21 protein-coding genes are annotated in these 24,165 nt (G+C 57.9%); 10 read left to right on the top strand and 11 right to left on the bottom strand.

Going from position 1 to position 24,165, the window contains the following annotated elements; translation table 11 throughout:
• Positions 1–53 precede the first annotated feature (53 nt).
• Positions 54–2,441, top strand: coding sequence for a glucuronate isomerase (locus Poly51_RS10655; RefSeq protein WP_390621768.1), 2,388 nt, complete (start codon positions 54–56; stop codon positions 2,439–2,441).
• A gap of 12 nt (positions 2,442–2,453) precedes the next feature.
• Here Poly51_RS10655 and Poly51_RS10650 read toward each other — a convergent pair whose 3' ends face one another.
• Complete coding sequence (locus Poly51_RS10650) at positions 2,454–4,037, bottom strand: 2-isopropylmalate synthase (protein ID WP_146457036.1); 1,584 nt, start codon at positions 4,035–4,037, stop codon at positions 2,454–2,456.
• 357 nt (positions 4,038–4,394) lie between these two features.
• On the opposite strand from Poly51_RS10650, the gene Poly51_RS10645 reads away from it, so the two are divergent.
• Positions 4,395–4,889: a hypothetical protein gene (locus Poly51_RS10645; RefSeq protein WP_146457034.1), complete on the top strand. Its 495-nt coding sequence runs from the start codon at positions 4,395–4,397 to the stop codon at positions 4,887–4,889.
• Here the strand turns inward: Poly51_RS10645 and flhB are convergent.
• The 6 genes from flhB to Poly51_RS10615 form a co-directional block, all read right to left on the bottom strand.
• Positions 4,886–5,968 carry a flagellar biosynthesis protein FlhB gene (gene flhB / locus Poly51_RS10640; RefSeq protein ID WP_146457032.1) on the bottom strand — a complete coding sequence of 361 codons (1,083 nt, stop codon included), beginning with the start codon at positions 5,966–5,968 and terminating at the stop codon, positions 4,886–4,888. The genes Poly51_RS10645 and flhB overlap by 4 nt on opposite strands.
• A gap of 8 nt (positions 5,969–5,976) precedes the next feature.
• The gene (locus Poly51_RS10635) at positions 5,977–6,783 is read right to left on the bottom strand and encodes a flagellar biosynthetic protein FliR (protein WP_146457030.1); all 807 of its coding nucleotides are present in this window, start codon (positions 6,781–6,783) and stop codon (positions 5,977–5,979) included.
• A complete protein-coding gene (locus tag Poly51_RS10630) occupies positions 6,783–7,046 on the bottom strand; it encodes a flagellar biosynthetic protein FliQ (protein ID WP_146457028.1) in 264 nt (87 codons plus the stop codon). The genes Poly51_RS10635 and Poly51_RS10630 overlap by 1 nt, the downstream gene beginning before the upstream one ends.
• A gap of 155 nt (positions 7,047–7,201) precedes the next feature.
• Entirely contained in the window at positions 7,202–8,014 is an 813-nt protein-coding gene (gene fliP, locus Poly51_RS10625) for a flagellar type III secretion system pore protein FliP (RefSeq protein WP_146457025.1), read from the bottom strand.
• Between the two features lie 140 nt (positions 8,015–8,154).
• The gene (gene hisN / locus Poly51_RS10620) at positions 8,155–8,982 is read right to left on the bottom strand and encodes a histidinol-phosphatase (protein WP_146457023.1); all 828 of its coding nucleotides are present in this window, start codon (positions 8,980–8,982) and stop codon (positions 8,155–8,157) included.
• Positions 8,966–9,637: a signal peptidase II gene (locus Poly51_RS10615; protein ID WP_246114400.1), complete on the bottom strand. Its 672-nt coding sequence runs from the start codon at positions 9,635–9,637 to the stop codon at positions 8,966–8,968. The genes hisN and Poly51_RS10615 overlap by 17 nt, the downstream gene beginning before the upstream one ends.
• Positions 9,638–9,778: 141 nt before the next feature.
• On the opposite strand from Poly51_RS10615, the gene thrC reads away from it, so the two are divergent.
• From thrC to Poly51_RS10595, 4 genes are all read left to right on the top strand, one after another.
• Entirely contained in the window at positions 9,779–11,140 is a 1,362-nt protein-coding gene (gene thrC / locus Poly51_RS10610) for a threonine synthase (protein WP_146457019.1), read from the top strand.
• A 55-nt stretch (positions 11,141–11,195) separates the two neighbouring features.
• Entirely contained in the window at positions 11,196–12,002 is an 807-nt protein-coding gene (gene dapB, locus Poly51_RS10605; RefSeq protein ID WP_146457017.1) for a 4-hydroxy-tetrahydrodipicolinate reductase, read from the top strand.
• A 129-nt stretch (positions 12,003–12,131) separates the two neighbouring features.
• Positions 12,132–12,500 (top strand): hypothetical protein, encoded by a 369-nt coding sequence (locus Poly51_RS10600; RefSeq protein WP_146457015.1) that lies wholly within the window; start codon positions 12,132–12,134, stop codon positions 12,498–12,500.
• Between the two features lie 61 nt (positions 12,501–12,561).
• Complete coding sequence (locus tag Poly51_RS10595) at positions 12,562–13,926, top strand: MFS transporter (protein ID WP_146457013.1); 1,365 nt, start codon at positions 12,562–12,564, stop codon at positions 13,924–13,926.
• Positions 13,927–13,965: 39 nt separating this feature from the next.
• Here Poly51_RS10595 and thiC read toward each other — a convergent pair whose 3' ends face one another.
• Positions 13,966–15,324 (bottom strand): phosphomethylpyrimidine synthase ThiC, encoded by a 1,359-nt coding sequence (gene thiC, locus Poly51_RS10590; protein ID WP_146457011.1) that lies wholly within the window; start codon positions 15,322–15,324, stop codon positions 13,966–13,968.
• A gap of 145 nt (positions 15,325–15,469) precedes the next feature.
• Between thiC and Poly51_RS10585 the strand changes: the two genes are divergently transcribed.
• Positions 15,470–16,882, top strand: a complete 1,413-nt coding sequence (locus Poly51_RS10585) for a DUF4832 domain-containing protein (protein WP_146457009.1) — start codon at positions 15,470–15,472, stop codon at positions 16,880–16,882.
• A gap of 70 nt (positions 16,883–16,952) precedes the next feature.
• On the opposite strand, the gene Poly51_RS10580 is transcribed toward Poly51_RS10585, so the two are convergent.
• The 3 genes from Poly51_RS10580 to Poly51_RS10570 form a co-directional block, all read right to left on the bottom strand.
• Entirely contained in the window at positions 16,953–18,281 is a 1,329-nt protein-coding gene (locus tag Poly51_RS10580) for a c-type cytochrome (protein ID WP_246114422.1), read from the bottom strand.
• A gap of 97 nt (positions 18,282–18,378) precedes the next feature.
• Positions 18,379–19,875, bottom strand: coding sequence for a hypothetical protein (locus Poly51_RS10575; protein WP_146457005.1), 1,497 nt, complete (start codon positions 19,873–19,875; stop codon positions 18,379–18,381).
• Positions 19,875–20,912, bottom strand: coding sequence for a threonine aldolase family protein (locus Poly51_RS10570; protein WP_146457003.1), 1,038 nt, complete (start codon positions 20,910–20,912; stop codon positions 19,875–19,877). Before Poly51_RS10570 ends, Poly51_RS10575 begins: the two co-directional genes overlap by 1 nt.
• A 126-nt stretch (positions 20,913–21,038) precedes the next feature.
• On the opposite strand from Poly51_RS10570, the gene hisD reads away from it, so the two are divergent.
• From hisD to hisB, 3 genes are all read left to right on the top strand, one after another.
• Entirely contained in the window at positions 21,039–22,385 is a 1,347-nt protein-coding gene (gene hisD, locus Poly51_RS10565; protein WP_146457001.1) for a histidinol dehydrogenase, read from the top strand.
• Between the two features lie 71 nt (positions 22,386–22,456).
• A complete protein-coding gene (gene hisC / locus Poly51_RS10560) occupies positions 22,457–23,521 on the top strand; it encodes a histidinol-phosphate transaminase (RefSeq protein WP_146456999.1) in 1,065 nt (354 codons plus the stop codon).
• Positions 23,518–24,108, top strand: coding sequence for an imidazoleglycerol-phosphate dehydratase HisB (hisB, locus tag Poly51_RS10555; protein WP_146456997.1), 591 nt, complete (start codon positions 23,518–23,520; stop codon positions 24,106–24,108). Before hisC ends, hisB begins: the two co-directional genes overlap by 4 nt.
• The last annotated feature ends 57 nt before the right edge of the window (positions 24,109–24,165 follow it).

Raw genomic sequence — 24,165 nt, 5'->3', positions numbered from 1 at the left:
TTCGCACACATCCGCCTCTTTCATTTCTCTCGTCGATGACGGCCCGTTTGCCCATGTCTGACTCTGCACGCGAATCCATCTACGAAGCCATTGCCTCGATCCGCTTGATCGATCCCCATACGCACATCAACCCCCACGCGGCCGGGTCCACAACGTTGGCGGACCTGCTGGGCTACCACTATTACACCGAATTGGCCCATTCGGCCGGGATGCCGAAGGATCAAATCGAAGAACCCGGCATCCAGCCACGGGAACTGGTTCGCCGCTTGGTCGAGAATTTGTCGCCGCTGGAGAATACGGCGCAGTATCGATGGTTAGTTGAGATCTGTCGCATGTTTTTCGGGTTCGACGGTGATCGCATTGACGCGTCGAATTGGGAGTCCCTTTACGAAACGGCCGAGTCGCAAATGGCGTCGGCCGAGTGGGCCCAAATCGTCTTGGATCAAAGCAACGTCGAAGCCGTCTTTTTGACCAATGATTTTGACGACGATTTAGCCGGCTTCGATACGGACACTTACATCCCTTGCCTTCGCACCGACGACTTGGTGTTCCATTTGGCTAAACCGGAAGTCCGCCAGCGATTGGCTGGCTGCTCGGGCATCGAATTGGACGGGTCGCTGTCGTCGTTAAGAGCGTCGCTGCGGCAACGTTTCGAACACTTTGTCGGTCGTGGAGCTCGCGCTTGCGCCATTTCGCTGCCACCATCGTTCGAGCCGACTAGGGTCAGCGACGGGCGTGCGTCGACCGCGCTGGACCAAGTGCTTAAACGAGGCCTGCTAGCAGACGATGCTCACAAGCAATCATTGTCACGGCGAATCTTTTGGACGTTGGCCGAGCTGTGCGACGAATTCGGGTTGCCTTTCGATTTGATGATCGGCGTCAATCGTGGCGTCTACGCCGGCGGTGTCTATCAGGGACAAGACTTGTACGACAGCCGCGTGTCGTTGATTCAATATCGTGAACTCTTCAACGCGTTTCCCGGTGTCAAGTTTCCGATCTCGGTCTTGGCCAGCGTCACCAATCAAGAATTGGTCAGCTACGCGTGGATCTTTCCCAACGTCATCACGAACGGGCACTGGTGGTACAGCAACACGCCGTCGTTCATCGCCCGCGATACTGCGGCGCGTTTGGAAGCCGTGCCGCAAACGAAACAAATCGGCTACTACAGCGACGCATACAAGTTGGAATTTGTGTGGCCCAAGTTTGACATGTACCGAAACGTCTTGTCGGACATTTTGGCCGACCACTTCGTTCACAAGTGCGGCTGGTCCGAAGAACGTGCGATCGAATTGGGGCGGCGTGTCCTGCGCGACAATGTCGACGAGATCTTCCCGCGGCGAACGACTGCATCGACGACCGATCCGGATGAACCAACGGCCTCGGCCGTTCGCGTCGATCCCTTGGCTGACACTTGGGCGGATGATTCGGCGGCGGGTCTGGACGACGAGCCGGGCTCGGAAACGGTCGCAATGGACTGGGGTTCCAAAGCAGCCGCCGCCGCAGCAGCAGCAGCAGCAGCAGCAGTCGGCATGGGGTTGGGAATGGCCAAACCCGATTCGGATGAATTGGATGACTTAGAAGAAGTCGACGAATCGGAAGAGGTCGACGACGGTGAGCCGTTCGATTCGAATCCTGTCGAAACGTTGTTCGAAGAAAAAGATAGTTTTGATACCGTCGCGATTGGCGACGCGGACCAGACGGATGACGATTTGTTTGAGGTGCCGGAATCCATTGGCGAAGACCCGGCAAGTGACGACCTGCCCGATCGCCCAACGCTGGTCGAGAGCGATTCGGGCGACGACTCGGTCGCTATCACCGACGTCAATGACACTATCCGGATTACCGACGACGACGACGATGACGGGCTCGGTTCTGTGGTCGCGTTCATCGATGAAGATGATGTGAGCGAAGATGAAGCTGATCAGAATGCAACCGTCGTCATTGTCTCGGACTCGGACGATGAAGAAGCGACCCTCGACCCGTCACCCAGTGAAGATGAAATTCAGCTCGTTGAGGTAGCGGATGTTGAGTTGTCCGGCGCCGGGCCGTCGCGCGCCGCCATCGATAGCGATGCGATCAAAGACGAACTGGACACGGAACCACTCGACTTGGGCAACATGTTTGGCGACGACGATGATAGCGGCGACGAAAACAACGGCGACGATCCGGCACCAAAAATCCAGATGCTCCGCAGCGAAGACTCCTTCGAACCCGACGAAGACTCGCTGCAATTGACCCCGGACCCGACGACGGGCGAGCTGACGTTCCAAGTCGGCGATGACGACGATGATGAGCTTTCGCTTGAACCCGAGTCACCGGTGCGCGTCCAGCCGAATGCTCCATCACCTGCGAACGAAGACCTCGAGATCACCCTCGAAATCCCCGCCGATGATGAGGAATTCGAAGGGTTCACTGCGTCCGATGACGATTCAGATGATTAGGGAACGAAATCTCTAACGCGATGTCTTTGGTCGGTCGGCGATGATTCGGTTGATCGCATTTAGCATTGCCATGATCGTGCTTTCGACCGTGTCGGTGCTGGAGCCGACACCGCGATAGGTGCGGCCTTTGTAGTCGACTTCCAAATTGACTTCGCCGATCGCATCGCGGCCGAGCGTTGCGCTGCGGACTCGATAATCTTTGCAGACCACTTCGATACCGGTGATCTTTTCAACGGCCCAAAACGCCGCATCGATCGGTCCATCGCCCTGTTCGACCTTCTCGGTGAAGTTCTCATCGCCGCTGCTGAGGGTCAATTCGACGCTGGGGCCCCTGCCCTTCCCGCTGCTGACGATGTAGTCCACTAGCGACCATTGTTCTTCGACGCTGCCGCTGATCTGTTGTTGCACCAGCGCGACGATGTCTCCGTCGTACATCTCCTTCTTCTTGTCGGCCAAGACCTTGAACTGTTCGAAAACGGTGTTCAGTTGCTCGGCGGTCAATGTGTAACCCAGCGTTTTGGCGCGATCGGCAAGCGCCGCGCGGCCGCTATGCTTGCCCAACACCAAGTCAGTTTTCGAAAAACCGACGTCTTCCGGTGACATGATCTCGTACGTGCTGCGTTCCTTCAGCATGCCATCCTGGTGGATTCCCGATTCGTGCGCGAACGCGTTGCGACCGACGATCGCTTTGTTGCGTTGGACTTGGATGCCGGTCGTCTTGCTGATCAAGCGGCTGGCGGGAACCAATCGCGTGCTGTCGATGCGAGTGTTGCAGTGGAAGAAATCTTGACGCGTCTTCATCGCCATCACTACTTCTTCCAACGCCGCATTGCCCGCCCGTTCGCCGATGCCGTTGATCGTGCATTCGATCTGCCCCGCGCCGGCGGCGACGGCTGCCAAACTGTTGGCGACCGCCATCCCCAGGTCATCGTGACAATGAGTGCTCAAGACGGCCTTGTCCATATTGGGAACGCGGTTGCGCAGCATCGTGAAGCGATCAAAGACTTCATTCGGCGTCGCATAGCCGACCGTGTCAGGAACGTTGATCGTTGTCGCACCCGCATCGATGGCGGCTTCGACGACCCGGCACAAAAAATCGTGCTCGGTTCGACAAGCATCCTCGGGTGAAAACTCGACATCGTCACAGTAAGCTTTGGCCCGTTTGACACCCGCGATCGCCCGCTCGACGATCTCGTCGGTCGACATCCGCAGTTTGAATTCACGATGGATTGCGCTGGTCGCCAGGAAGACGTGGATGCGCGAACTGCGCGCGCCTTTGACGGCTTCCCAAGCGGCATCGATGTCTTTGTCACTGCATCGGGCCAATCCGCAGATCGTTGAGTGATGGACGGTGGACGCGATCGCCTTGACGGCCGCGAAGTCACCCGGCGAAGCGATTGGGAATCCGGCTTCGATGATGTCGACGCCCATCGACTCCAAAAGCTGAGCCACTTCAAGCTTCTCGGCCAAGTTCATGCTCGCGCCCGGCGATTGCTCGCCGTCGCGTAGCGTCGTATCGAAGATACGAATCATGCGAGGTTCTTGATGGCCCGATGCAGGTGCATCACTTTCGGTGGTCGTCGTGGATTGCGACATCGCTTTGAGAAACCTTCGTGAGACGAATGGTGAGGGGGGGTGGGGAAAACCGGAGCATAAAAAAACCCGAGTCGCTGGAGGCGACTCGGGTTCGGTGTCTTTCTTTGGTGGACCCAATGTTTGGTCCGGACAAACCCTCATCACCCGCCGATTCGGCGTCGCAAAAGTAATAGCGATCGGAGAAGGGATGCGTTGTTCATGAGCGTATGGTAGCCACGGGCGACTTTTCAGGCAAGCCAAGAAGGGAATCCAGAACAGCGGGAAATCTCCACGATCCTTTGCGTACGCCTTGCGTGAGCAGTGCGTGCGGTGTATGATGGCCCTGTTCCATTCAATTACTCCGCACGGAAAACAAACATGCCCTATCTGATGATCAACCTGGATGACCTGAGTGACTGCCAACGAGGCCACCGACAACTCGGCGGTCGCCTGCACCGCGCCGGTGTCGATCCGCTGCCGGAAGGTCGCGAAGGTCGCGGTGGCCCATGCGGGCCCGGGAAACGAGGAAAGCAGAATCGAGGCGGCGATCAGCAAGACGCCGTCAAAGAAGGTCCGGCAGGATTGCCGCTCAAACAGAAGCTGAACCGGATCAGCAAACGAGGCGTTTGGCGGTTCGTCGCCGGAATCGCCAAGCTGGACGAAACGCCGCGATCGCTGGCCGAACTGGACGAAGCGCTGTCGCTTCAGCCGAACAAAATGCGATCGACCAAAGCGATCTTCGCAAAGCTTGAAAATCGATTCGACATTCGATTCTTGAAGCTGGCCGAAGACGCGGGCGATGATGCGGCGGGGAACCCGCGTTACATCATGCCGCCGCGCATTCGCAAATTCGTCCGCGAGATGGTCGTCTAGGCGGCTGTCGCTTTGGGGATCTCTTTGCCCTGCAGTTGGTAAACATACCGCAGCACTTCCGCGACCGCTTGATATTGCTCGGTAGGAACGACTTGTCCGACGTCAACGTTCTTGTACAGGAATTGAGCGAGCGGTTTTCGCTCGACGACGGGAACTCCGTTTTCGAGCGCGATGCGACGAATTTTTTGAGCAAGTAAGCCCGCGCCCTTCGCCAACACGATTGGCGCCGGCATGGTTTTGGGGTCGTACTTGATCGCGATTGCCAGTTCCGTCGGATTGCTAACGACCACGTCGGCCTTGGGCACTTCCGACTCGGCCCGCTGCATCATCATTTGACGTTGGACTTGACGACGGCGAGCGGCGACTTGCGGATCGCCCTCCGTTTCTTTCATTTCGTCGCGCATTTCTTGGTCGGTCATCATCATGTCTTGTTCTTGCTTCCACCATTGGAACGCGTACTCAAGAATCGCAAGCACGAACAGCGCCACGCCGATCCAAACGCAGGTCCCGATCAACGATCGGAACAGCACGCTTGCAATTTGCGGAATACTCATCTGAGCAAGGCTAAGGATCGGATCGCGATAGTGCCGCACCGCGAAGTATGCGACGGCTGTGATGATCATCAGCTTGAAAATGCCGAACCCCAGACGCATCACGCCTTGCAGGGAAAGGATTCGTTTCGCGCCGGATAGCGGACTGATGTTGCTGAGTTTCGGTTCCAGCTTGGAGCTCGAAAAGATCAGTCCGGTTTGCACGACGTTCACCAACACGCCCGCGATGAACATCGCAATCAGCATCGGCACCGCGGCAATCGCGTAGCGTGCCGCGCCCGAGAGCAGCCAGTTGGCCGCATCGCCTGTTCGAAGCGGCGCCGTCCGCGGCGTCGAAAGGGCATCGGCGATCGCACCGGCCAAAGCTTCGCAAGCCGGTTCACCTAGCATCCAAAGTGCTGCCAGCGCGGACAGCAGCATGCCGGCCGAGGTCAAGTCCTGGCTCTTGGCAACCTGGCCCTGCTCGCGTGACTGGCGTCGCTTTTTCTCTGACGCTGAGTGCTTCTTATCGCCACTGCTTTCTGACATCGGTTAGCTCACCACAAGTCCCCGATCCGGCCGGCGACTGCTGCCAGTTCGTCTTGGAAGATCAATCCGGCCGAACCGATCGTCAGCGCCAAAACGATCAGCATCGCCAACGCGTTGATCGACAAGCCGATCGCCAGCACATTGATCTGGGGCAGCGTTCGGCTGACCAAGCCGGTTACCAAGTTTGCCAACAATAGTGCTGCAACCGCAGGCGCCGCAAATCGCAGTCCGGCGACCATCCCGGCCGTCAATTGATTGACGATCAACGCCATCATCGAATCGTCGAATGTGACATCGCCGGCTGGCATCGCTTTAAAGCTGTCCAGCAAAATATTCAGCAGCAATCGGTGGCCGCCGACGCAAAGCATCACAGCCGTGACGAGCATCCCGACGACGCGTGCAACGGCTGGCATGCTGCTTCGTGTTGTTGGGTCGATCGCGTCGCCCAATTGCATCCCGCCGGTGCTGGTCACCGCTTCGCCGCCCAGCTGAATCCCCGTGACAATCAACTGAACCGTCGCTCCGATCAGCATCCCGATCATGGCTTCGCGCGCCATGGCGATCACCAAATCGATCAGGTTGTCCATCGTCGGCAACGCGTCCGAGGGTGTCACTTCGGCGACAGTCGGCAGCATCAATAGCGTCATCGTCAATGCTAGGAACGCACGAACTCGGTTCGGAACTCCCACACCGATCGCGGGCATCGACATCAACAGCGTGCTCAAACGGGTCAGCACCAAAACGCCGAGCATCAGATGGTCGATCATCCATTTCGCCAAGTCGGTGGCGACACCGGGATCAGCGGCGACTTCCATCAGGGCATGCCCGCATGTTCAAAAGCGTGCCGCGTGAACTCGACCAATCGCGTCAGCAACCAAGGCAAACAGGCGACCATGGCGGCCGCCATCGCCAACAATTTGGGCACGAACGAAACCGTTTGGTCCTGGATCTGGGTCAGTGCTTGCAGCAACCCGATCGCCAAACCCGCCGCCATCCCAACCAACAAAATGGGCGCGGCAATCACAACGGCGACCATCAAGGTCGCACGGCAAAGATCAATCGCGGCAGGTGCATCCATGAGGGTAGGTCTTAGCTAACAGGTAACAGGTAACAGGTAACAGGTAACAGGTAACAGGTAACAGGTAACAGGTAACAGGTAGGTGATAGGTGATAGGTGATAGGTGATAGGTAGGTGTCGCATTTTTCCTGCTGCCGGTCACCTATTACTTACTCCTATCCAAAGCTGTCCATCAGCATCTTTACGACTAGGTGCCAGCCATCGACTAGCACGAACAGCAACAGCTTGAACGGTAGCGAGATGACTTGAGGTGGCAGCATCATCATGCCCATCGAGATCGTGACGCTGGCAACGACCAAGTCGACGATCAGGAACGGCAAATAGATTTGGAAGCCCATCAAGAACGCGGTCTTCAATTCGCTAAGAATGTAGGCCGGCAACAGCACTCGCAGTGGCACTTCTTCATAGCCCGTCGGCAGCGGCGCGTCCTTGTCCATGTATCCGTAGAACAGCAGCACGTCGTCTTCGTTTCCGGCCATGTCGATTTGTCGTGACATGAATTCGCGGATCGGGATCGCGCCGGCCGTGTACGCATCTTCCAACGTCATCGGTGACGCCGGATCGGTATACGGTTTGACGGCGTCTTCGTAGACTCGCGTCCAAACGGGCGTCATCACAAACATGGTCATGAACAACGCAATGCTGGTCATCACTTGGCTGGGCGGCAACGATTGCAATCCGATTGCTTGACGCAGCAAACCCAGGACGATGATGATGCGGACATAGCAGGTCGTCATCAGTAAGATTGCTGGCGCCATGCTAAGGACCGTCAACAGCAGCAGCACTTGCAGGCTGCTGGCCATACCCTCGGGGCTGGTCCATTGTTCCGGTCCGCCGGCCAGCATGTCCAGCGAGTTCGCCGGGAGCGTGACGGGCGACCGCGTCACGATCGAGGGCGCGTCGGATGCAGATTCCGTGTCCTGAGCGCGCAGCGATTGACTGCTGCTAAGCAGAAATATCAAGAACATCGCTAGGCTGCACAACCGACTCAAAACCACGTCGCTCCATCGACAAAGAATGTGTCTTCATCGACGAGCTTAGGAGAACCGGCGACTTGAACGAAAGATCACAATTTCGCAAAATTGTTCCGCCCGCTATGCAAGCATTTTTATCCCAGCAAGTTCATCACAGTGTCGTGAAGGCGTCCGTTCGTCCCGACGCCGTCGCCACCGCGGCACGTTTCCACGCCCTTCCAGTCGGTGAATCGCCCGCCCGCTTCGACGACGATCGGTAAGATGGCGGCAACGTCCCACGCATTGCAGATCGGATCGACCATGATGTCGGCCCGGCCGGTTGCCACCATCATGTACCCGTAACCGTCACCCCACGACCGCGTCAGCCACGATGCCTTTTCGAGTTTCTGGTAAGCGTCGGCATTTCCACGTTTGGCGAACGAGTCGACTTGGCTGACCACGAAAACGGCTTCGGCGATGTCCGTTTTCTCAGAGACGCGAGCCCGTTTCCAATCGTCGGTTTCGCTGCCGCGGTACCAGCTTCCACGACGCGTTGCGGCGACGATGATTTCGTCGCTGGCCGGGATATAGATCACGCCGCCCAGCGGATGGCCGTCGCATTCGAGCGCTAACAGCGTCGAATACAATGGCACGCCGCAAACGAACGACTTGGTTCCGTCGATCGGATCGACGACCCAACGATACCGGCTGGTACCGGTTTGTTCGGCGAATTCTTCGCCTTGGACGGTATCGGTGGGGAACTTGGCGGTGATCAGTTTGCGGACCAATTGTTCGGCTTCGCGGTCCGCGATCGTGACGGGCGACTCGTCCGATTTCGCGTCAACGACCAGGCTGTCGCTGCGGAAGTACTTCAACGTGTGTTTCCCGGCCGCCACCGCGACCTCGGTCATCGCGGCCAGCCGTCCTTCGTGTTGGTCGGCCCAAGCATCAGGAGTGTCCGGCGAATCAGGTTGGTGCGTCATGGAGTCGGTCGTTGTTCTGCGATGTTGAATCGGATTCTGTGCCGGTTTCTTCACTGGGGTCACTACCGGGGAAGAACGATTGATACATCAACATGCCCGCGCCGACTACCAATAACGAATCGGCAATGTTGAAGTTTGGCCAGGGGCTCAGCCCAGGGACCCCGTCGATTTGGAACAGAATCCAGTCGCGGACGCCGCTCTGCCATTGGGCGGGATAGCCGTCGATCCACCACATTCCCAGCCGATCGTAGAGGTTTCCGATGATGCCGCCGGTGATCATTCCAAGCGCAACGGTCAACCACAGCGACTGGGCGGCTCGGAAATAAAACAGCCAAACCAGGATGGCGATGGCGGCGATGACAGAAAAAGCCGCGAAAAACAGGCCTTTACCCGCACCAAGTCCGAACACGGCGCCGATATTGACAGCGGTCTCGATCCCCAGCACCCCGTCGATCACCCAAAACGGATCGCTTTCACCGGGCAATCCACGCCACTTGAAAATCGCCGATTTTGTCCATAAGTCAGCGATCGCTCCAGACGTCGCCAAGGCAATGAAGCAAACGACGCGGGAGGTGGGAATGGCGGGCGACAACGTGATTTCTCGCTTGGAGGTCGGTGCTGGGCAGATCCATGCCTGCCCAATCGACGGGTTCATGGGCGGTGGGTTCATAAGTGTCACGTTAGAATCAGGTCGCGGGGTTGCCCAGACCGGTTTTCTTCGTCGACTTCGCCCTTTGCCTGATCGGCAACGATGAACATAATGTAGGTTCCCCGAAAATTACCAGGATTTCAATCAATGTCGTCAGTCGCAGAGCCCCAGTCGGATATCGCAAACCAAACGGTCTATTTCCGATGCGTTGCAGGCTGTACCGGCAGGCATTCGATTTATGACGTCATCTACACCTGCCCGTCGTGCGGCGGGCTGTTGGAGGTCCACCACGAACGCGAACCGCTGATGAAGCGAAACGCGTATCAATGGCAGCAACTTTTCGATTCGCGCGCCAGTGTCAACAGTTGGCCCTACGGCAGCGGCGTTTGGGGAATGCGAGAGTGGGTCATCCCTTCGCTGGCTGACGAAAACGTGGTCAGCATGTTTGAGGGCAACACGAATCTGTTCTGGGCGGAACGGCTCGGCAAGCAATTGGGCGTGCCCGATTTGTGGATCAAGTTGTGCGGCAACAGCCACACCGGCAGCTTCAAAGATCTCGGCATGACGGTACTCGTTAGTGTCGTCAAGCAAATGATGGCGGCCGGCAGCACGGTCAAGGCAGTCGCATGCGCCAGCACCGGTGACACCAGCGCGGCCCTGGCCGCCTATGCCGCATACGCGGGAATCCCGGCGATCATTTTCTTGCCGGCCGGCAAGGTCAGCACCGCCCAATTGATCCAGCCCGTCGCCAACGGCGCACATGTCCTGGCGCTCGACACCGACTTCGACGGCTGCATGAAAATTGTTCAAGAAGTCACCCAGGACAATTCGATCTACCTTGCCAACTCGATGAACAGCCTTCGTATCGAAGGCCAGAAGACGGTCGGTATCGAGATCGTTCGTCAATTCGAATGGGAAGTCCCGGACTGGATCGTCATCCCCGTCGGCAACTTGGGCAACATCAGCGCGCTGCACAAGGGTTTTCAGTTGATGATGGATTTGGGGATGATCAATCGCATGCCGCGTTTGGTTGCCGCGCAAGCCGAGCGGGCCAATCCGTTCTATCAATCATTCAAGAACGGCTTCAAGGAAAAGGTCAGCGTCACGGCCAGCGATACGCTTGCCAACGCGATCCGAATCGGCGACCCGGTCAGTTATGTCAAAGCAGTTCGCGCTGTTCAAGAAACCGATGGCATTGTGGAACAGGCCAGTGAAGACGAATTGGCGGCCGCATCGGCACACGCCGACTTGACTGGCATGTTCACGTGTCCACACACGGGCGTGGCGCTGGCGGTATTATCGAAGCTGATCAAACGCGGCGTGATCAAGTCGTCGGACAAGACCGTCGTGATCAGTACCGCGCATGGGTTGAAGTTCACGGACTTCAAGGTCGGCTACCACGAGTCCACGCTGGAAGGCGTCACCAGCCAGTTCGCCAACCCGGCCAGCCACCTGCCCGCCGACGCATCGGCGGTGAAAGACGAGATCGCCAAGCGGCTAAAGCTGTAAGCGGCCGGTCGCCCTGCCCTGCTCAAACCGACGAAACCTTTGTAAATTTGTCGGTATGAGCAATCAAATACAACTTGCCGTTCACGGCGCCGCGGGTCGAATGGGTCGTCGCGTGGTGGCGCTTGCCGCCGAAGATAAAGACATTCAAATCACCGCTGCTATCGACCATGCCGACAACGGCTTGATCGGGCAAGACGCCGGGCTGGTTGCGGGTATCGCCGCGTTGGACGTCTTGCTGTCGCCCGACTGGCCGAATTACGCCAGCGTGATGATCGATTTCTCGTTGCCCGTCGCCGTCGATGGCTGTGTCGCCAAGTGCGTCGCGGCCAAGATGCCGTTGGTGATCGCGACAACGGGGCTCAACGATGTGCAAAAAGAGGCGATCGCCGCCGCCGCGAAACTGATCCCGATCGTGTGGGCGCCCAGCATGTCGACGGCGGTCAATTTGACGATGAAGGTGGCTCAGCAGATCACCGAAACGTTGAAGCATGTCGCCGGCGGCGTCGACATCGAAATCATCGAACGGCATCACCGCTTCAAAGCCGACGCGCCCAGTGGCACGGCGCTGCGATTCGGCGAACTGATCGCTGAAAAGATGGACGGCGACGTCAAGCACGTCCACGGTCGCGAAGGCGAAACCGGTCAGCGAACGCGAAACGAGATCGGCTACCACGCGGTGCGTGTCGGTGACAACCCGGGCGAACATACGATCGTCTTCGGCATGATGGGCGAGCGAATCGAAATCAATGTCGCGGCCAGCAACCGTGATTGCTACGCATCAGGCGCGATCGCCGCAGCCAAATTTTTGCAAGGCAAACCGGCCGGGCTGTACAGCATGTTTGACGTACTGGGATTGTCGTAAAGTAGCGATCGGAAACCGATTCTTCCAATCACTCTCCCGCGATTGCGGGAGAGTCGAGCGTCAGCGAGGGGAACGTTTTCCGCTGGCGGGGATGTTCCTTTTTTCTTGCGGCGGCTCACAGGTGACGCGATGGCCAAGTGTGACGAAGGTTATTTGTGCGAAGTCTGTGGCAACGACGTTGCCTCGATTGTCGATAGCGATTTGTACCTTCGTTACGTCATTGGCGAACTCGATCCCGAAGTGCTGCACACGCGGCCCGAACGCCACATCCGCTGTAACCCCGTCATGGCCCAGTTCATCGAGCATCCAGGTTTTGATGCTGTGGCGGTGGAAGGTGATTTCGCTAAGGCCGGTTTGGACGATGGCTATTGTGCCGCAAGAACGAAGCTGGTCACACGCGGCTATGAACGGTTGTTGGAGATCGCCGCCACCGAGGGTGATCGCGACGTGACGATGTACCCGCTGCCCGAGGCGATCGCAAAATATCGATCCGGCTGATCTGATAGACTCACGCCAATTGAGCCCGGCCGATTTCCCTTGACGTAGAGAACCCGTTGACGTGACCAGCAAACTTTTTCAACGCGGTTTTCTCAGCCTGCTGACGGCCCAGTTTTTCGGCGCGATGAATGATAATGTGCTCAAGGGCATCTTGACGTTCATGGTCATCGACGGGGCTTGGGCAGGCCAGCTTGGTGCCGGTGGTCAGGGCATCGTTGGGGTTTGTTTCACGGTCCCGTTCATCCTGCTTTCTGGATACGGCGGCCAGCTTGCCGATCGTTACTCTAAGCGCGACGTCACGTTGTGGGTGAAGATCGCCGAGATCCCGATCGCGATCATCGCGGCCGTGGGTTTCTTCACGGGCAACTTGTGGATCACTTTGTTGTCGTTGATCGCTCTGACATGCCAGAGTTCTTTTTTTGGGCCCGCCAAGTACGGCATGATTCCAGAATTGGTGAATGACGGCGACCTTAGCCGTGCCAACGGCACGATCAACATGATGACCAATGTTGCCGTCATTGTCGGCACGTTGGCCGCTGGTGCCGTTAGCGATCGATACTCGCCCCAAGCCGGTGCCCCGGGCATCGCTTGGTTGCCCGGCGCCGCGTTGACAGCGATCGCGATCGGCGGATGGATCGCGGCCGTGTTCATGCCTCGGTTGCCGGTCGGCGATCGGAAAATGTCGTGGAACTGGAATCCGATTTCAACCTACACGATGACGATTCGCGAAATGTCGCGGTCGCGTTTGTTAATGGTGATGATGGCGTGGGGATACTTTTACTTGCTTGCGGGTTTAGCGTTATTCATTGTGCCCGAGTACACGGTGGTGTTGGGTATCAATCGGGCGGAAGCCAGCGCGTTGATGGGCGTTTTGGGCATCGCGATCGGCGTCGGGTGCGCGGTAGCCGGTTTGATTTCCGGTCACAAGATCCAGCCGCGTTTGATTCCCATCGGCGCGGGCGGTTTGATCGTTTTCTTTACGCTTCTAGGCATCATTCCGACAGGCAAGATGCCCGGTGCGAGCATGATTCAGGTCGCCACAAGCTTGACTTCGTTTCTGATTTTCGGAGCCGGGTTTTTTGCCGGTTTCTACATCGTGCCGTTGCAAGCGCTCTTGCAATACTTGTCGCCAAGTGATGAGCGCGGTCGCTTCTTGGGAACGGCCAATGCGGTTTCATTCACGTTCATGACCGTGGCGGCGCTGATGTACTGGGCCATCCGCCCTGGCTTCGGCAATCGGCCGCAACACATCTTTTTGATTTGTGCCGCATTGATGGCCGTCGGGGCAGCCTACTTTTTGTGGAAGCTGCGCGGCACCGGGTTGGTCATCGGAGGTGACGGCCTTGATCCAAGTGCGATCGAAGAGGCAACTCACGGGACGACTGAGGAAACGGGCAATCCGTATCAGTCGCCACGAGTCGAATAGGCAAACCCGCGGCGTGCCGATCAATCGAAATCGACGAAGTTAATTGGCCTCGACAACTGGCATTCCTACCAGTTTCTTGTCTTTGGCCATTTGCCGAATTTCTTCGGTGATCTTCATCGAGCAGTACTTCGGTCCGCACATGCTGCAGAAGTGAGCGCTCTTGAAAGTATCTTGCGGAAGCGTTTCATCGTGATAACGACGGGCCGTTTCTGGGTCGAGCGACAAACGGAACTGTTCGTTCCAATCGAACGCGAAGCGTGCCTTCGATAGTGCATCATCGCGATCCTGGGCACCCTTTCGACCACGAGCAACGTCGGCGGCGTGGGCAGCGATCTTGTAAGCAATCACGCCCTGCTTGACGTCTTCTTCGTTCGGCAGACCCAGGTGTTCCTTCGGCGTGACGTAGCACAGCATCGCCGCGCCGTGCATGCCCGCGTTGGCGGCACCGATACAGCTTGTGATGTGGTCGTAACCCGGCGCGATGTCGGTGACCAAAGGGCCCAAGACATAAAACGGCGCACCGTCGCAAATTTCAATTTGCTTTTCAATGTTCATTTGGATCTGGTTCAGCGGGATGTGTCCCGGGCCTTCGACCATCACCTGTGTACCGTTGGCTTGGCCACGCTTGGTCAGTTCGCCAAGCACATCGAGTTCCGCGAATTGGGCCGCGTCGGACGCGTCGGCGATCGAACCGGGGCGCAGTCCGTCACCGAGCGACCAAGTCACATCGTATTGGCGGAAGATATCGCACAGATCATCGAAGGCTGTGTAAAGCGGGTTCTGTTTGTTGTGCGCCATCATCCATTTCGAGATCAGCGAACCACCGCGGCTGACGATGCCCGTGATGCGATTGATGCTCAGGTGCAAGTGTTCGAGTTTGACACCGGCGTGGACCGTCATGTAGTCGACGCCCTGCTTGGCTTGATGTTCGCACATGTCCAAGAAATGCTGGGCCGTCATGTCCTCGATGTTGCCACCGAGTTCTTCTAGCATTTGATAAATCGGCACGGTACCGATCGGGACGGGGCTCTTTTCAATGATCTGGCGACGGATGTTGTCGATGTCTTTGCCGGTCGACAAGTCCATGACGGTGTCGGCGCCGAAGTGGACGGCCGTGTGCAGCTTTTCCAATTCTTCGCCGGCATTGCTGGTCACGGCGCTGTTGCCAATGTTGGCGTTGATCTTGCACTTGGCCGCGATCCCGATTGCCATCGGTTCCAGCGATCCGGCCGCGTGAACCTTGTTGGCGGGAATGACCATGCGACCGGCCGCCACTTCATCACGGATCAGCTCGACAGAGAGGTCTTCACGCTTGGCCACGTACTCCATTTCGGGAGTGATGTTTCCAGCGCGGGCGGCGAGTAGTTGGGTCTCATTCATCTTATTGGAAAGCTCCATCGGCATTGAAATCGGTAGCTCAGTAACACTGAACACTCTTTTATACGTCGGTACGGCCACCTAGAGTAGGTGCAGAAACGCCGGCCGCATTGTCGCATGACGAGAGGCTGGATCCTTGCAATGCGTTCTTCACCGGAATTTAGCTTTGAATAGAAGAAGATGGGTCAGCCTGCTAGCCACACTGGGGTGCCTCTTGATGCTGGTTAGAACCGGCACGACGGTGGAGGCGCAACCGTCCACATCGGCTCGCTTCACGCCTGCGGAGTTCGTGTATGAAGCTGGGCCTGCCGACAATCCGCTGAAGGGGCTGGTGCCCTACCAGGGCCCCCATCCGGATCGATTCCCCTACAGCATGGAATTCAACTATTTGCCGCTTTCGGCGATCGTGAAAGGACCTGGCCAATACGAATGGAGGGCGTTTGAGCAGATTTTGAACGACGTCGCGTCGCGGGGGCACCAGACGGTGACGCGAATTTTTCTTGAGTATCCGGGCAAAGAAGGTGTCATCCCCACGTTCTTGGTCGAGGGCGGATTGAAGGTTCACCGCTACCTGAACACCAACACGGCACCGTTTCCGCCGGCCGCCATTGAGACTCCTGATTATGGAGATCCCAACTTGAGGAAGGTGATGACCGATTTCATCACAGCCTGGGGCAAGCGATACGATGGTGATCCGCGACTGGCCTACATCACGGCCGGGATGCTGGGCACATGGGGTGAGTGGCATACGTATCCCAAAACGGAATTGTGGGCCAGCAAAGAAGTTCAGAAAGAAGTTTTAGACGCCTTCGATCGTTCCTTTCGAAAGACGCCAGTATTGCTTCGGTACCCGGCTGGCAAAGACGATTATCTGTACACCGACAGCACACCGTACCGATTCGGCTATCACGACGATTCGTTCGCTCATTCGACGTTGGACACGGGACGCCCCGAGGACGAATGGTATTTCTGGCCCAAGATGAAGACGGCCAGACTTTCCGACCGCTGGCAAACCGCACCGATCGGCGGCGAGATTCGCCCGGAGGTATGGGGCTGCTGCTTCGACGAAAAACCCTGTACCGAAGCATCGCAAAGTTTTGACGAGTGCCGCGACGTCACGCACGCCACATGGTTGATGGACACTGGCATGAACCAAGAACAACCCAGTCCCGATCGCTACGCGAGAGCCGTTAAGGCGGTCCAGAAGATGGGCTACGATTTCGAAGTCACCAGGGCTGGCGGCGAAGCACAGGCGGACGGCAGCGCACGAGTCGACGTCACGCTTACCAATCGAGGCATTGCGCCATTCTATCATCACGGTTGGGCGGCCGAGCTACTGCTGATCCACGACGGCAAAGTCTTCAAGCGCATCGCAACCGATTGGTCGCCACGCGAGATCTTGCCAGGTGAATCAAAAACGTTTCAGGCGACGATCGACGCCGCATCGGTCGACCAAGGCGAGTTCGAATTGCAATTGGTGATTCCGAATCCGATGAAGGGCGGCCGCCCGCTTCGATTTGCAAATCGCGGCTCCGACGCAACCACCGGTGCGCTGACATTGGGTGCGTTCGCGAAGTAGGCGCTCGTTGAATCGACCCGACTGGACAGCGTTTCACGCTTCGGTGAAGGATGAAATGGGTGCTGTCCTGTTAAAGCGTTTTCAGGTACTCAAGAACTGCTCGCTTATCGCTCTCGGACAATACGTCCGGATAGTCATGGCCGGCGTTGCTCTTCCCGAAACGTCGAGTGTCGAAAAAACTGCGCCGGATCGCGACATCGGGTTCGGTTAGCGGGACCTTTTCGACAACGTCGATCTGGAACCCGACTCGTTCGGAATCCATCGCATCGGAATTGCGGCGCCAAACCGTGGGTCGCTCGGACGGGTGCAGGACGTGCCACAATGTTGGCACGCTGCCGTTGTGGAAATAAGGCGGACTCGCCCATACACCATCCAGCGGCGGAGCGACGTAGCCTTTCGGGTCGACGATCGTTTTACCGGCGTCGGGATCACCGCTTCGGGCAAACCAGCTTTTGGCATACTTCGTCCGGCCTTCGGCGGTTAACGCTGTCAATCGCACCGGGTCGGTTCCGATTTCGTCCAGCGGAATGTTTCGGTTCGGATATTGGCCGTTTTCACCATAGGTGCCATGACACTCCGCACACGTTTGTTGAAAGAGTGCCCTGCCCTGCTCTGCCAATGGTGAATTGATGGGCCCGTCGTACTTGGGCGGGCGTAGCGACGAAAGGTATGCATAGACATCGCGAAAGTGTTCTTCGTGTTCATGGAAGAACGAAGGACCGTTCTCGGGGATCAGCGTGAACTGCATCAATCCGCGGTGGCCTTTCGGCGCGAACCCGTCGATGTAGATGTACGGACGCTTATGAAAGTGCCACCACGGCGGCGCATCCATGTCATGGTGCGTGAATGATTCCATGGGTGACGCGATCAAGTTCAAATCCGCATCTCGGCTGCTCATCAACCCCATGCCGAAGACGACCGCGTTGGTTGTGCCGTGGGTCGTGCCAAGGGGGATCACCAACGATCCCAGGTCCATTCGCGACAGTGGTTTCCCAAGCTTGAACTTTGTCGCCCGAATTTCTTCCGTCATCGTTTGCAACGCAAAGCGATTGTTCGGCGCCCCCGGTGTGGAAGTCCCGTAGACGCTGCCGCCGTGACACGAAAAACAATTCATCGTCCAGTCGCCGCTGGTTTCATCGACGACGTATTGCAGTGGTTTTCCTGATGCGTGGTCTTGGCGATTCGTCAGACCGTATCGATCGAACGCCATCTGCCGGCGTTCTTCCGGTGATGCATTCTCGGCCTTGCGACGCAGCGGTTCGGGCCAGGACTGCCATGTATTGTCGAAAACTTCTTGATCAAAGTCGCTCGAAAGCAGCGGCATTTCCGTCAGCACTCCGTAGCCTCTCGCCGCGGCATCTTCACCCTGAGCCACTTGCGAGAATACGCAAACCGCCATCACGCTTGCGGTGATCAATCGTTTAAGACGGGAAGTTTTCATGAGAACGGATGCGTCAAGGGCCGAAGGCGTTACCTATCCTTATGATAGACCGGTATCAATACGTCACCGACAACCGAATCACCGACACACCACCGAACCGGTGGATTGTCGCGTTCGGAAAACTCGACAAGCTGATTTGCCGGGCCGGTCGCCTGGTCAACAAAACCACCGTTTTATCCCCATCCCAGGGCACCTCGTCCCATGCGGGGCCTGCCGGTTGAACGGGGAGGCCAACCGAATAGGGACCCAAGATGGGATAGTTGAGATAGCGTCTTTCCGAGTAGTTCGCATTCGCGATCGAACGCTCGCGAGCTTCGATCAGGCCAGCATCCAAATAAATGCGATCGTCCGGTGATGCGTTTTCCCTGATCCAGGCGGTCGCTGATCGCCAATCTTCGCCTCGAACGACCAGGGCGCCGCCAGGGCTTTGGGTAACCCGATCCAGTGTCCCTTGTTGCCAAAGCAGTCCAACCAGCAAAGCTGCCGCAGTGATCCACTTTGATCCGCGAAACGAAGCACGGACGGACCCAACGGCCCCGCCCACACCCACAGCCAACATCGGCAATACCGCGATGAAATAGCGACGATGCCAAACGGGTAAAAAACCGGACCACGATACGAGCCAGTAAACCGACGTAGCGATGATGGCGAGCCCGACCACCACAACGGTGACACGGTTGCGTGACACGGTGACGCGCCCAACGCGATCATTCGATCGCGAAGGAATCCAGGTTACTATGACGACGACTAGCAAAGGCAAGATCGCCAGCCAAAACCAACTCCACGCTCCCCAGATTTGCCAGGGATCGGTGGCCGATGCAAACGTGGCCCAAACGCCGCGGCGCTGCCATGATTGTCCCAGCGTGATTTGCCACATCGCCCACATCGAAGCCACGGTAACGATCGCCAGCACGACCGAGCGCCCATCAAAATCAACCATCGACGATCGGTCTCGCCAAGTCCAGGCCAAGCACAGCGTGATCGGCAACCACGCCAGCACGCCCAGGCTGGTCGGTTGAATCACCATCGCGATCAACACGGACGCCACCAGCGTGAACCACGTTGCCCAGCTTTCTTCGCGTGAACCCGTCGACGCCAATCGAACGAAACAGACCGTCGCAACCGAGGCAAGCAGGATGACCCACGCAAAGGGCCGCAGTTCTGTGCCGAAAAACAGCGAGTTCGACTCCAGTGCAAGTGTTAGTCCTGCGGCCGTGCCAGCCGCCACGCTTTTCGTCCAATCGCCAATGCCGACGCAAATCACGCTGCTGGCGATCGCTACGGCGATCACGCTGGAAAGCCGCAGCGCAAGCTCGGAATCGCCAACCACTTGTTTCCAAGCCCAAAGTCCGGCGAAGTAAACGGGTGATTGGTTGCCCGCCTGGGCGCGAGGCAGCACATCGGCAAACGATCCCCATACGCACCACGCCGAATGCAGTTCGTCGACCCAGAAACTTTCCGAAAGCGACGGGATGCGGATCGCGACAGCAATCGCCACGACGACCGATGCGGCGGCAAACAATCCGATCGATTCAAGGCGAGACGATGACATCACGCGGCCGACGTTGCGGCAATCGACTGGATGATTCGACAGGCGTCGTCGATCTGTGATTCGGTGACGTCCAAATGCGTGACGAAGCGAATCGCCTGAGGGCTGATTGCAAAGCAATCCACGCCCTGCTGATTCAGTCTTGAAAGCATCGCCTCGGCACTGCCCCAATCGGGATCGATCTCGACGACGACAATGTTCGTGTCGACGCGATCGCCGCGAATCGAAAGTGACGAGTATTGTCGGCAGGCGTCGCCCAGTTTCTTTGCCGCCTCGTGATCGTCGGCCAGTCGGTCGCGGTGATTTTCCAGAGCGTACACCGCACCGGCCGCGATCATACCGACTTGTCGCATCGCGCCGCCAAACAACTTACGAGCCCGACGTGCCTTCGCCGCGAACTCGGTGGACCCGGCAAGCACCGATCCGACCGGCGCGCCGAGTCCCTTGCTGAAACAGACGCTGACGCTATCGAAAGGCCTCGCCAGTTCTTTTTCGCTGATGCCCGATGCGACTGCCGCGTTCCACAGTCGGGCTCCGTCCAAATGGGTTCGCAAGCCGTTTTCGGACGCCCACTGGCAAATTTCGACGACGTTTTGCTGAGGCTGGATGCGTCCGCCCCACCGGTTGTGGGTGTTTTCCAAACAAACCAATTGCGTGCGAACGAAGTGGTCGTTGATCGGCCGGATCATCGATCGAAGCTGGTTGACGTGCAGCACGCCTCCCGGGCCGGCAACGGTTTGGGCGACCAGTCCCGATAGCTGGGCAAACGCAGCCTGTTCATAGTGATAAACGTGGCAATCCGCTTCGCACAGAAACTCGCTGCCCCGTTCGCAATGCACGCGAATCGCGACTTGGTTCGTCATCGAACCGCTGGGCATGAAGACGGCGGCTTCCTTGCCCAGGATTTCCGCCGTCAATTTTTCCAGGCGATCGACCGTCGGATCGACGTCAATCACGGCGTCACCGACAATCGCCTGGGCAATCGCCTGACGCATCGCCGGCGTCGGCTTGGTCACGGTGTCGCTGCGAAGATCGATCATGGTTGGGGTCCAAATGTTCCTGCGGTAACCAATTGTCATGGCTTCTACTATTCTATCCCAGGAAGCCCCGTAACACTTCGCCCCTGACACGTCCGCTCTCTACTTTCCCCTCATCAGCCTAGCCCAATGACTTTCAGTATCCAGCGCGTTGACGCTCGCACCGGATCTGCCGAGATTTTGCAGCAGCTTCGCGACAAGCTCAGCCCCCAAGGCAACGTGGTCAGCCCCCGAGGCCGTGCGTTGACCGAAGAAGTCTTCGGCAAGCCGCTGACGCCTGCTCAAGTCGTCGAAACGATCTGCGATGACGTCCGCCGCGAAGGTACCCCTGCCCTGCTCCGCTACAGCGCGGCGCTGGACAAGGCCGATCTGACGGCGGACGAATTGCGAGTTCCCGCGGCCGACTTGGTTGCCGCACACGCTGCGGCCGATCCGAAGCTGATCGAAACCATCGGCCGCATCCGCGACAACATCGTTGCGTTTCAGTCGGCGATTTTGCATAACGATGTCACGATCACACCTCGACCGGGCGTCACGCTGACCCAGCGCTATGTGCCACTTCGCCGCGTTGGCGTTTGCGTGCCCGGTGGCGCGGCGGCCTATCCGTCGACCGTGCTGATGACGGCCGTGCCGGCGCAAGTTGCGGGCGTCAAGGAAATCGCTGTGGTCGCGCCGCCGACACCGTTTGGTTCCTACAACACCGACATGCTGGCGACGTGTCATGAACTGGGTATCACCGAAGTCTATCGATGCGGTGGCGCCCAAGCCGTCGCGGCGATGGCTTACGGATGTGACGTGATCCCAGCAGTCGACAAGATCGTCGGCCCCGGCAACCTGTTCGTCGCCCTGGCCAAGAAGCACGTTTTCGGAACGGTCGATATCGATTCGTTCGCCGGACCCAGCGAAGTGATCGTGATCGCCGATGAAACTGCCCGCGCCGACTACGTTGCTGCCGACCTGCTGGCTCAAGCCGAGCACTCGCCCGGTTCGGCGATCCTGATCACTTGGCACAAACCGCTCATCGAAGCCGTCGCCGCGGAATTGGCAAAGCAGGTCGCTGTACTTGAGCGATGCGAGTTGACGGTGGATTCGCTTGAAGCCTTCGGTGCCTTGATCCTTGTCCGCGACGAAGATCACGCGTGTGAGTTGACGGATCAGTTCGCGCCCGAGCACTTGAACATTGAAACGGCCGATCCGAGTCGGTTGATGGCCAAGATTCGAAATTCCGGCGCCGCGTTCTTGGGCCACTACACCCCGGTGGCCTTGGGCGACTATGCGGCCGGGCCTAGCCACGTGCTGCCCACCGGCGGCACCTGCACCTGGGCCGCCGGATTATCGAGTAACAGCTTCCTGCGAAGCGGCAGTATCACCGAGTTCACGCCGGACGCCCTGAACCAAATCGCTCCCGACGTTGTCCGACTTGCTGAAAAAGAAGGTCTTACCGCCCACGCCCGCAGCGTGACGATTCGCGAGTAAGATTATCGTCTCGATCTGTTTGCGTTTCCCGTCCACGAGTGTTCAACGAATTTGAACGAGTATTTCCGACCGTGACCCAAGCCAACCCGTTTCGACCTGCCCTCGCAAAGATGCTGCCGTACGCGCCGGGCGAACAGCCACCGCCGGGTTCGTGCGTCAAACTGAACACGAACGAGAATCCCTATCCGCCGCCGCCTGCCGTCGTGGAAGCCATCCGCACGGCCGCCGGAGGCCCGATCAATCGTTACCCCGATCCGATGGCAACCTCGTTTCGCCGCGCCGCTGCCGAAGCGTTGGGGATGCCAGGTCCGGAATGGATTTTGGCGGGCAACGGCAGCGACGAGATTCTGACGATTTTGGTCCGAGGCTTCGTCGGCGAAGGACAGCGCTTGCGACTGCCCTACCCCAGCTACATCCTCTATCGAACGCTGGCCGATATCCAAGGTGCATCGTGGGAACAAACGCCGTTCGAAGACGGTTGGAAGCTTCCCGCCGAGTTTGCGAAAAGTGATGACGGACTGCGGTTGGTGTTATTGCCGAATCCGAACAGCCCCTCCGGCACCATCGTTTCGCCCAACGAAGTGGAAAAGGTCTCCGCTTCATTGACGTGTCCATTGGTTGTTGACGAAGCCTACGTCGATTTCGCTGAGACGAACTGTTTGGACTTGGTCAAGCGTAACGAGAATGTTTTCGTCACTCGAACGCTCAGCAAGTCCTACGGTTTGGCGGGATTGAGGTTCGGATTTCTGGTCGCCCAGCCACACATCGTCGCCGAGCTAACCAAGATCAAAGACAGTTACAACTGCGACGCGATTTCCATTGCCGCCGCGACCGCCGCGATGGGATGCCAAGAATGGTTGGCCGACATCAAGACCAAGATGAACACGACCCGCGCGGTGATGCAGTCTCGATTGTCGGCGATGGGATTTGAGGTCACGCCCTCGCACGCCAATTTTGTTTGGTGCCGACACCCCGACGGTAACCACAAGGCGATCTACGAATTTCTCAAGCAGAATAACATCCTGATTCGATACATGCAGTTTGCCGATTGGGGTGACGGTTTGCGTATTTCCGTCGGGACCGACGAGCAAATGGAATCCTGTCTCTCGACCATCGAAAGAGCTTTACAGTCATGACGCGCACCGCAACGATCAGCCGCAAGACCGGCGAAACCGATATCAAGCTAACCGTCAATCTGGATGGTAACGGCGGTGGTTCGCGAAGATCGGGCATTGGGTTCCTGGATCACATGCTGGACTTGTTGGCCAAGCACGCGATGATCGATTTGGACGTCGACGCGAAGGGTGACCTACACGTTGACGATCACCACACCGCCGAAGACATCGGTATCGCGCTGGGGCAAGCCGTCGATCAAGCACTTGGCAATCGAGCTGGCATCAAGCGTTACGGTCACTTCACGTTGCCGATGGACGAATGTTTGGTGACGGCCGCCGTCGATATGGGCGGACGTTATGCGTTTGAGTATCATGCACCGATCGCGGCGTCAAAAATTGGCACGTTCGACAGCGAATTGGTCGAGCATTTTTGGCAATCGTTCGCCGCCAACGCAAACTGCAACCTGCACGTCGTATTGCACCACGGACGCAACGGACACCACATCGCCGAATGCGTCTTCAAATCGGTTGCACGGGCAATCCGCATGGCGGCCGAAGACGATCCGCGAAGCGGAGGCGCCGTCCCCAGCACCAAGGGTGTGTTGTAACGCGGTTCGAACCTGAAACCTAGTGATTCCAGCGATGCCAATGTAGCCGGTATCGGC

Origin of the sequence: Rubripirellula tenax (assembly GCF_007860125.1) — a bacterium.
Classification (GTDB): Bacteria; Planctomycetota; Planctomycetia; order Pirellulales; family Pirellulaceae; genus Rubripirellula; species Rubripirellula tenax.
This window is presented reverse-complemented; position numbering and strand designations above follow the sequence as displayed.